This window comes from Kitasatospora sp. NPDC057512, assembly GCF_042802135.1.
Taxonomy (GTDB): Bacteria; Actinomycetota; Actinomycetes; order Streptomycetales; family Streptomycetaceae; genus Kitasatospora.
Genome location: NZ_JBHVET010000338.1, coordinates 1 through 8,528, shown reverse-complemented (window position 1 = coordinate 8,528; position 8,528 = coordinate 1). Strand labels below are relative to the sequence as shown.

General features: G+C 73.2%; 7 protein-coding genes. 3 read left to right on the top strand and 4 right to left on the bottom strand.

Going from position 1 to position 8,528, the window contains the following annotated elements; all coding sequences use genetic code 11:
• Positions 1–9 precede the first annotated feature (9 nt).
• The 4 genes from glpK to mmuM form a co-directional block, all read right to left on the bottom strand.
• Positions 10–1,530 (bottom strand): glycerol kinase GlpK, encoded by a 1,521-nt coding sequence (gene glpK, locus ACFU6K_RS21880; RefSeq protein ID WP_380665449.1) that lies wholly within the window; start codon positions 1,528–1,530, stop codon positions 10–12.
• Positions 1,531–1,627: 97 nt separating this feature from the next.
• Positions 1,628–2,347, bottom strand: coding sequence for an MIP/aquaporin family protein (locus ACFU6K_RS21875; RefSeq protein ID WP_380665447.1), 720 nt, complete (start codon positions 2,345–2,347; stop codon positions 1,628–1,630).
• A 324-nt stretch (positions 2,348–2,671) separates the two neighbouring features.
• The gene (locus ACFU6K_RS21870; protein WP_380665445.1) at positions 2,672–3,436 is read right to left on the bottom strand and encodes an IclR family transcriptional regulator; all 765 of its coding nucleotides are present in this window, start codon (positions 3,434–3,436) and stop codon (positions 2,672–2,674) included.
• Between the two features lie 216 nt (positions 3,437–3,652).
• A complete protein-coding gene (gene mmuM, locus ACFU6K_RS21865) occupies positions 3,653–4,597 on the bottom strand; it encodes a homocysteine S-methyltransferase (protein WP_380665443.1) in 945 nt (314 codons plus the stop codon).
• Positions 4,598–4,805: 208 nt separating this feature from the next.
• Between mmuM and ACFU6K_RS21860 the strand changes: the two genes are divergently transcribed.
• The 3 genes from ACFU6K_RS21860 to ACFU6K_RS21850 all read left to right on the top strand — a co-directional run bounded on the left by ACFU6K_RS21860 (position 4,806) and on the right by ACFU6K_RS21850 (position 8,481).
• Positions 4,806–5,726, top strand: a complete 921-nt coding sequence (locus ACFU6K_RS21860; RefSeq protein WP_380665441.1) for an NUDIX domain-containing protein — start codon at positions 4,806–4,808, stop codon at positions 5,724–5,726.
• A 51-nt stretch (positions 5,727–5,777) separates the two neighbouring features.
• Complete coding sequence (locus ACFU6K_RS21855; RefSeq protein WP_380665439.1) at positions 5,778–6,344, top strand: NUDIX domain-containing protein; 567 nt, start codon at positions 5,778–5,780, stop codon at positions 6,342–6,344.
• 118 nt (positions 6,345–6,462) lie between these two features.
• Entirely contained in the window at positions 6,463–8,481 is a 2,019-nt protein-coding gene (locus ACFU6K_RS21850) for an acetoacetate--CoA ligase (protein WP_380665437.1), read from the top strand.
• Positions 8,482–8,528 lie beyond the last annotated feature (47 nt).

Sequence of the window (8,528 nt, the reverse complement as noted above, 5' to 3'; positions counted from 1 at the left end):
GCTTGTCGGTCAGTTGTTCTCTTCTTCCTCCACCCAGCCCATGGTGCGCTCCACGGCCTTGAGCCACTTCTTGTACTCACGCTCCCGGGTGGCCTCGTCCATGCGCGGGGTCCACTCGGCGGCGCGGTGCCAGTTGGCCCGCAGGGTGTCGAGGTCGTTCCAGAAGCCGACGGCGAGTCCGGCCGCGTAGGCGGCGCCGAGGGCGGTGGTCTCGGCCACGTAGGGCCGCTCGACCGGGGCGTCCAGGACGTCGGCGATGTTCTGCATGAGCAGGTTGTTGCTGGTCATGCCGCCGTCGACCTTGAGGGCGGTGAGCTCCACCCCGGAGTCCTTCTGCATGGCGTCGACGACCTCGCGGGTCTGCCAGGCGGTGGCCTCCAGGACGGCCCGGGCCAGGTGTCCCTTGGTGACGTACCGGGTCAGACCGGCGATCACACCGCGGGCATCGGAGCGCCAGTACGGGGCGAACAGGCCGGAGAAGGCCGGGACGAAGTAGGCGCCGCCGTTGTCCTCGACGGTGTTGGCGAGGGTCTCGATCTCGGCGGCGGTCGAGATGATGCCGAGCTGGTCGCGCAGCCACTGGACGAGCGAGCCGGTGACGGCGATCGAGCCTTCCAGGGCGTACACCGGGGCCTGGTCGCCGATCCGGTAGCCGACGGTGGTCAGCAGGCCGTGGTACGAGTTGACGATCTTCTCGCCGGTGTTCAGCAGGAGGAAGGTGCCGGTGCCGTAGGTGGACTTGGCCTCGCCCTCGTCGAAGCAGGTCTGGCCGAACAGCGCGGCCTGCTGGTCGCCGAGCGCGGAGGCGACCGGGACGCCGGCCAGGTCGCCGACGGCCTCGCCGTACACCTCGGCGGAGGAGCGGATCTCCGGCAGGACGGCCATCGGCACGCCCATCGACTCGGCGATGCTCTCGTCCCAGGCGAGGGTCTTGAGGTTCATCAGCATGGTGCGGCTGGCGTTGGTCACGTCGGTGACGTGCTTGCCGCCGTTCACACCGCCGGTGAGGTTCCAGATCACCCAGGTGTCCATGGTGCCGAACAGGATGTCGCCGGCCTCGGCGCGCTCGCGCAGGCCCTCGACGTTGTCCAGCAGCCAGCGGATCTTCGGGCCGGCGAAGTAGCTGGCCAGCGGGAGGCCGGTCTCGCGGCGGAAGCGGTCCTGGCCGACGTTGCGGCCCAGCTCGCGGCAGAGGCCCTCGGTGCGGGTGTCCTGCCACACCAGCGCGTTGTGCACGGGCTCGCCGGTGTTCTTGTCCCACAGGACGGTGGTCTCGCGCTGGTTGGTGATGCCGATCGCGCGGATGTCGTCCTTGGTCAGGCCGGCCTTCTCCAGCGCGCCGCGGACGACCGACTGCACCCGGGTCCAGATCTCGGCGGCGTCGTGCTCGACGTAGCCGGGCTGGGGGAAGATCTGTCGGTGCTCCTGCTGGTCGACGGCGACGATCCGGCCGTCGGCGCCGAAGATGATGCAGCGGCTGGAGGTGGTGCCCTGGTCGATCGCGGCGATGTAGTTACCGGTGGAGGTCATGGGGAGGGTCCTCGGCTCGGGTTCGGGGGGTACGGGGTGGGTGGGCCTGACGCGTCGGTCGGTCAGTCCCCGTGTGCGGCGGGGTCGAACCCGTCCTTTAGAAGATGGCGTTGTAGACGCCGCCGGCCGCGAGGCCGCCCAGGATCGGGCCGACGACCGGGATCCAGGCGTACGACCAGTCGGAGCCGCCCTTGTTCGGGATCGGCAGCAGGGCGTGTGCGATGCGCGGGCCGAGGTCACGGGCCGGGTTGATCGCGTAGCCGGTCGGGCCGCCCAGCGAGAGGCCGATGCCGACGACGGTGAAGGCGACCATCAGGGTGCCGGTGCCGGACTGGGAGAGGCCGCTGTTGGTGCCGATGGTGAGGATCGCGAAGCAGAGCACGAAGGTGCCGATGACCTCGGTGATCACGTTCTGGACCGGGTTCCGGATCTCGGGGCCGGTCGAGAAGATGCCGAGGGTGGGCTCCTGGTTCGCGTTGAACTGGCCCAGGTAGGTGGCCCAGACCAGCACGGCGCCGATGATCGCGCCGAGCAGCTGGGAGCCGAGGTAGAGCGGCACCTGGCTCCACTCGCCGCTCTTGACCGCGAGGGCGATGGTGACGGCCGGGTTGAGGTGGGCACCGGACTTCGGGGCCGACATGTAGGCGGCGATGAGGACCGCGAATCCCCAGCCGAAGGTGATCGCCAGCCAGCCGGCGTTGACGGCCTTCGACTTCTTGAGGGTCACGGCGGCGCAGACGCCACCGCCGAGAAGTATCAGGGCGGCGGTGCCGAGGGTTTCGCCGACGAAGACGTCGCCGTTGGAGAACGCGGACACAAAGACTCCCTTGTCCATATGGCCCGGAGGGTGGGTGGGGGCAGGCGGCCGGTCGATCGTTGTGCGGGTGAGCGCACTGTGGGAGTGATCTCTCCGGCCATCGTTCGACAATGTCGACCGTCATGCGGAAGCTTCCTCCCCAGGTCGCCCTCGCGTCAAGGCAGGGTTACGCAGCTGTGACCCTGACCTCGGAGGGTTCGTCGACGTTACCGAGCGGAGCGCCCCGAAGCGGGACAAAACGCCAGAGGCGCGGACAGGCCTACGCCCGTCCGCGCCTCAGCGTGACGAAGGGACGGCCCTGCGCGAGCCGCCCGTGGAGGTGTGTCAGAACCGCCCGGCACCCAGGTCGCGGGAGATCGCCCGCGCCGCGCTGCGCACCGAGGCCACCAGCGAGGGCTTCACGAAGCCGTCCTCGCAGACCCGCTCGACCGCCCCGCTGATGCACACCGCGCCCACCGGGTTGCGCCGCCGGTCCTGGATCAGCGCGCCGATCGAGGCCACGCCCTCCCAGGTCTCCTCGATCGAGTCCGCCCAGCCGCGCTCCCTGACCAGCGCGCACTCGGCGTCCACGTCGGCCGCCTCGGTCAGCGTCCGCACGGTGTACGACTCGTACGGGCCGTCGCCCAACTCCCCGCGTGCGACCGGGTCGTAGGACACCAGCACCTTGCCCAGCGCGGTGCTGTGCAGCGGCTGCATGGAGCCCACCTCCAGCACCTGCCGGGTGTCGTCAGGCCGGAACACGTGGTGCACGATCAGCACGCCCTGCTGGTGCAGCACGCCCAGGTAGACCGTCTCCCCGGCCGCCCGGGCCAGGTCGTCCGCCCACACCAGCGCCCGCGCCCGCAGCTCGTGCACGTCCAGGTAGCTCTGGCCCAGCCGCAGCAGCTCGGCGCCCAGCTGGTACTTGCCGGTCTCCGGGTCCTGCTCGACGAACCCCTCCTGCTGCAGCGTGCGCAGGATGCCGTGCGCGGTGCCCTTGGCCAGCTCCAGCGCCGTCGCGACCTCGGACAGGCCGAGCCGGCGCTCGCCGCCGGCCAGCAGGCGCATGATCGCGGCGGCCCGGGAAAGCGACTGGATCGGGCCGGGCATGGGAACCTCCGCGCTGACAGGCGGTCGACAATGTCGACCGCAGTGGTGACGGGACGAGTCTGCCAGGCCGCCCCGACTCCGTGCACCTTCCCCCCGGGTAACCCGCCCTCGACCCCGTGTTCACCTGCCGTGCGCCCAGGTCCGGACCGGGGCGTGCGCACCCGGCCCCGCGCCGGGCCTCACCGCCCCGCGCCGGGCCTCACTCCGCCCGTGAGGTCAGCCCACCGCCCCCGCACGCTGCGCCCGCAGCACCGTCACCTCCGCCGCCAGCGCCGCGATCCCGTCCGTCCCGACCCGGCAGCAGCCGCCCACCAGCCGCGCGCCGTCCGCGAGCCAGCCGCCCACCCGGGCCGAGCGGAAGGTCGGCTCGCCGCGCCAGCCCCGGCGGCCGGCGTCCCAGCTCTCCCCGCTGTTCGGGTAGACCACCACCGGCTTCCCGGTCACCTCGGCGGCCACCGCCACCGCCCGGTCCGCGTCCTGCGGCGTGCAGCAGTTGACGCCCACCACGACCACCTCGTCCACGTCGGCGGCCAGCGCGAAGGCCTCCGCCAGCGGCTGCCCGGCCCTGGTCCGGTCGCCCTCGATGCTGTACGACAGCCAGGCCGGCACCCCCAGCCCGCGCACCAGCCCCAGCAGCGCCCGCGCCTCGTCCACGTCCGGCACCGTCTCCAGCGCCAGCACGTCCGGCCGGGCCGCCGCCAGCACCTCCAGCCGCGGCCGGTGGAAGTCCGCCAGCTCCGCGACGCCCAGCCCGTACCGGCCCCGGTACTCCGAGCCGTCCGCCAGCACCGCCCCGTACGGGCCCACCGAGGCCGCCACCCAGCGCCGCCGCCCGCCCGGCTCCGGACGCGCCGCCTCCCGGGCCAGCTCCACGCTGCTCGCCAGCAGCCGGGCGGCCTGCGCCCGGCCGACCCCGCGGCGCGCGAAGCCCTCGAAGCTCGCCTGGTAGCTCGCGGTTATCGCGACGTCCGCGCCCGCCGCGAAGTACGCCCGGTGCGCCTCCACCACCGCCTGCGGGTCGTCCGCCAGCAGCCGCGCCGACCACAGCGCGTCCGAGAGGTCGTGCCCGGCGGCCGCCAACTGGTTCGACATCCCTCCGTCGAGCACCAGCGGACCGGCGGCCAGCGCGGCGGCGAAGTCCGGCGGGGGAGCAGTGGGCATGGCGGCCTCCTCGGGCAGAGTTCCTGGTCACAGCCTAGAGGCGGAGGCCCCCGCCGAGCAGGAAAACCATTTGCCCCCGGGGAACGCGCTCGCTACGTTGTGCTCAGCCCGAGAAGAACGGGCCGAGAAGACCACGAGAAGACTCGAGAAGCACAGCCCCGGCACGGCAGGCCCGGTGGCACCGGCGACCACGGAGAGGAGCCCGGCGATGGCAGCGGACGACCAGCCGCCCCCCACCGGGCCCGGAGCCGAGGAGGCGTGGCTCGCCGCGTACGACCCGCGCGCCTACACCCCGGTCGCCGTCACCGTGGACGTGGTCGCCCTGACCTTGCGCCACGGCGGCCTGCACGTCCTGCTCGTCGAACGCGGCGCCCCGCCCTACCAGGGCTGCTGGGCGCTGCCCGGCGGCTTCCTGCGGGCAGGCGAGGAGGGCCTGGACGAGGCCGCCGCCCGCGAGCTCGCCGAGGAGACGGGCCTGCAGAGCGCCTCCGAGGCCGAGACCAGGCTCTGCCGCCTCCACCTGGAACAGCTCGGCACCTACGGCACCCCCGAGCGCGATCCGCGGATGCACGTCGTCTCCGTCGCCTACCTCGCCTTCGCCCCAGACCTGCCCGACCCCCAGGCCGGAACGGACGCCGCGGCCGCCGCCTGGCACCCCGTCTCCGACCTGGACCTCCGGCCCTGCGGCCGGTCCCGAACCGCCGGTGTGCCCGCCGACACCCACGGGGGTGGCGTCGACGGGCGCACCGGCCCCGGCCCGCTCACGCTGGCCTTCGACCACGCCCGCATCCTCGCCGACGGCCTCGACCGGGTGCGCGCCAAACTCGAGTACAGCCCGCTGGCCACCGCCTTCCTGCCGTACGACTTCACCATCCCCGACCTCCGCGCCGTCTACGAGGCGGTCTGGGACGAGAAGCTCCACCCCGGCAACTTCCACCGCAAGGTGCTGTCCGTGCCCGGCTTCGTCGAGAGCACCGGCACCACCACCGAGCGCGGCGGCGCCCGCGGCGGCCCCCGCGCCCGCACCTACCACGCCGGCGACGCCCGCCTGCTGCACCCCGCGCTGCTCCGCCCCGCCCGCGAAGACACGGCCTACGACAGCACAGCGGACGACGCAGGCTCCCGCTGAGGGTCCGCGGCCCCCGGCGGCACCGTCGGCCGACCGGGCTACCATCCGGCCATGACCACTGACGAAGCGACGACCACCGGCGAAGCCCAGCAGACCGCCCACCGGCCCTTCTCGCACTGCCACTTCTGCGGTACGCCCTACCCGGCCGGCACCCTCGCCTGGCCGCGCACCTGCCCCGGCTGCGCCGAGATCAGCTACCGCAACCCGCTGCCCGTCGCGGTCACCGTCCTCCCCGTCACCCGCCCCGACGCCGACCCGGCCCTGGTCGTCATCCGCCGCACCATCGAGCCCGGCTACGGCGAACTCGCCTTCCCCGGCGGCTACATGGACTACGGCGAGAGCTGGCAGCAGGCCTGCGTGCGCGAACTGCACGAGGAGACCGGCATCACCGCCGACCCGGCCGAGGTCACCCTGATCCACACCGCCTCCGACCCCAACGGCCGCTTCGTGATGCTCTGCGGACTGCTCCCGGCCCGCCCGCTCGCCGACCTCCCGCCCTCGCGCCCCACCGACGAGACCGACGGCTGGCTGCTCGCCACCGCCGAAACCCCGCTCGTCTGGGACTTCCACAACGGCGTCCTGCGCCGCTGGTTCAGCGGCGAGTTCACCCCCCGCTGACCCACCGGCCGACCCTGGCGCGGCGGGCGATCACATGGCATGGTCTGCACCGACAGCCCAACCGGACGGGTCTGCCACGAGCGCTCCCGTCCCCACCACCGGCCGGGAGACCACCACCGTGAGCACCCCACCGCAGGACCAGCCGCTCTGGCGCCCCAACCCCGCTCGCGCCGCCGCCACCACCCTGGTGGCCTTCCAGGCCTGGGCCGCCGAACACCACGGCGCCCCGGCCGCCCCGCTCGCCCCGGCCGCCGACGACCAGCAGGCCGCCGAGCGCTACGCGGACCTGCACGCCTGGTCCACCGAGGACCTCGACCGGTTCTGGACCGCGGTCACCCAGTGGTTCGACGTCCGCTTCACCCGGGCCCCCGAAGCCGTCCTCGCCGACGCCACCATGCCCGGCGCCCGCTGGTTCCCCGGCGCCCGCCTCAACTACGCCGAGCACGCCCTGCGCGCCGCCGACGACCCGGCCAACGCCGACCGCCCCGCGATCCTCCACCTCGACGAGACCACCGAGCAGCCGGCCGTCCTCACCTGGTCCGAGCTCCGCCGCCAGGTCGGCTCGCTGGCCGCCGCCCTGCGCGCCCGCGGCATCGGCCCCGGCGACCGGGTCAGCGCCTACCTGCCCAACGTCCCGCAGGCCGCCGTCGCCCTGCTCGCCACCGCCGCCGTCGGCGCGATCTGGACCAGCTGCGCCCCCGACTTCGGCGCCCGCAGCGTCCTCGACCGCCTCCAGCAGATCGAACCCGCCGTCCTCTTCGCCATCGACGGCTACCACTACGGCGGCAAGGACCACGACCGCACCGAGGTCGTCGCCGAGCTGCGCCGCGAACTCCCCAGCCTGCACACCGTCGTGCACGTCCCGCTGCTCGGCGCCCCCGCCCCCGAGGGCGCCCTGCACTGGGACGACCTGGTCGCCGACGACGTGGAGCCGGTCTTCGAGGCCGTCCCCTTCGACCACCCGCTCTGGGTCCTCTACTCCTCCGGCACCACCGGCCTGCCCAAGGCCATCGTCCAGAGCCAGGGCGGCATCCTGCTCGAACACCTCAAGCAGGCCGGCCTCCACCTCGACCTCGGCCCCCGGGACCGGTTCCTCTGGTACACCTCCACCGGCTGGATGATGTGGAACTTCCTGCTGGCCGGCCTCCTCGTCGGGTCCACGATCGTCACCTACGACGGCAGCCCGGGCCACCCCGACACCGGCGCCCTCTGGTCCGTGGCCGCCCGCACCGGCGCCACCGTCCTCGGCACCTCCGCCGCCTACGTGATCGCCAGCCGCAAGGCCGAGCTCCACCCCGGCCGAGACCTCGACCTCTCCGCCGTGCGCTGCATCGGCACCACCGGCTCCCCGCTCCCGCCGGACGGCTTCCGCTGGATCTACCAGGAGGTCAAGGAGGACGTCTGGCTCGCCTCCGTCAGCGGCGGCACCGACGTCTGCTCCTGCTTCGTCGGCGGCGTCCCCACCCTCCCGGTGCACCTCGGCGAGATCCAGGCCCCCTGCCTCGGCGCGGCCGTCGAGTCCTGGGACGTCCAGGGCCACCCGCACACCGACACCGTCGGCGAACTCGTCGTCACCAAGCCCATCCCGTCGATGCCCACCGGCTTCTGGAACGACCCCGAGGGCACCCGGTACCACGACAGCTACTTCGACATGTACCCCGGCGTCTGGCGCCACGGCGACTGGATCACCGTCACCTCCCGGGGCACGGTCGTCATCCACGGCCGCTCCGACTCCACCCTCAACCGCCAGGGCGTCCGGATGGGCTCCTCGGACATCTACGAGGTCGTCGAGCGCCTCCCCGAGATCGCCGAGTCCCTGGTCATCGGCCTGGAGGAGCCCGACGGCGGCTACTGGATGCCGCTGTTCGTCGTCCTCGCCCCCGGTGCGGAGCTGAACGACGACCTGATCGGCCGCATCCGCACCTCGCTGCGCACCGAGCTCTCCCCGCGCCACGTGCCCGACGAGGTCATCGCCGTCGACGGCCTCCCGCACACCCTCACCGGCAAGCGGATCGAGGTCCCGGTCAAGCGCATCCTCTCCGGCACCCCGCTGGAGCAGGCCGTCAACCCCGGCTCCGTCGACCGCATCGAGCACCTGCGCTTCTTCGAGCGGCTCCGCCTCGACCGCCAGGCCTGACCGGCCCTGACCGGCCCCGGGGCACACGAAAGGGGCGCCTCCTGGTG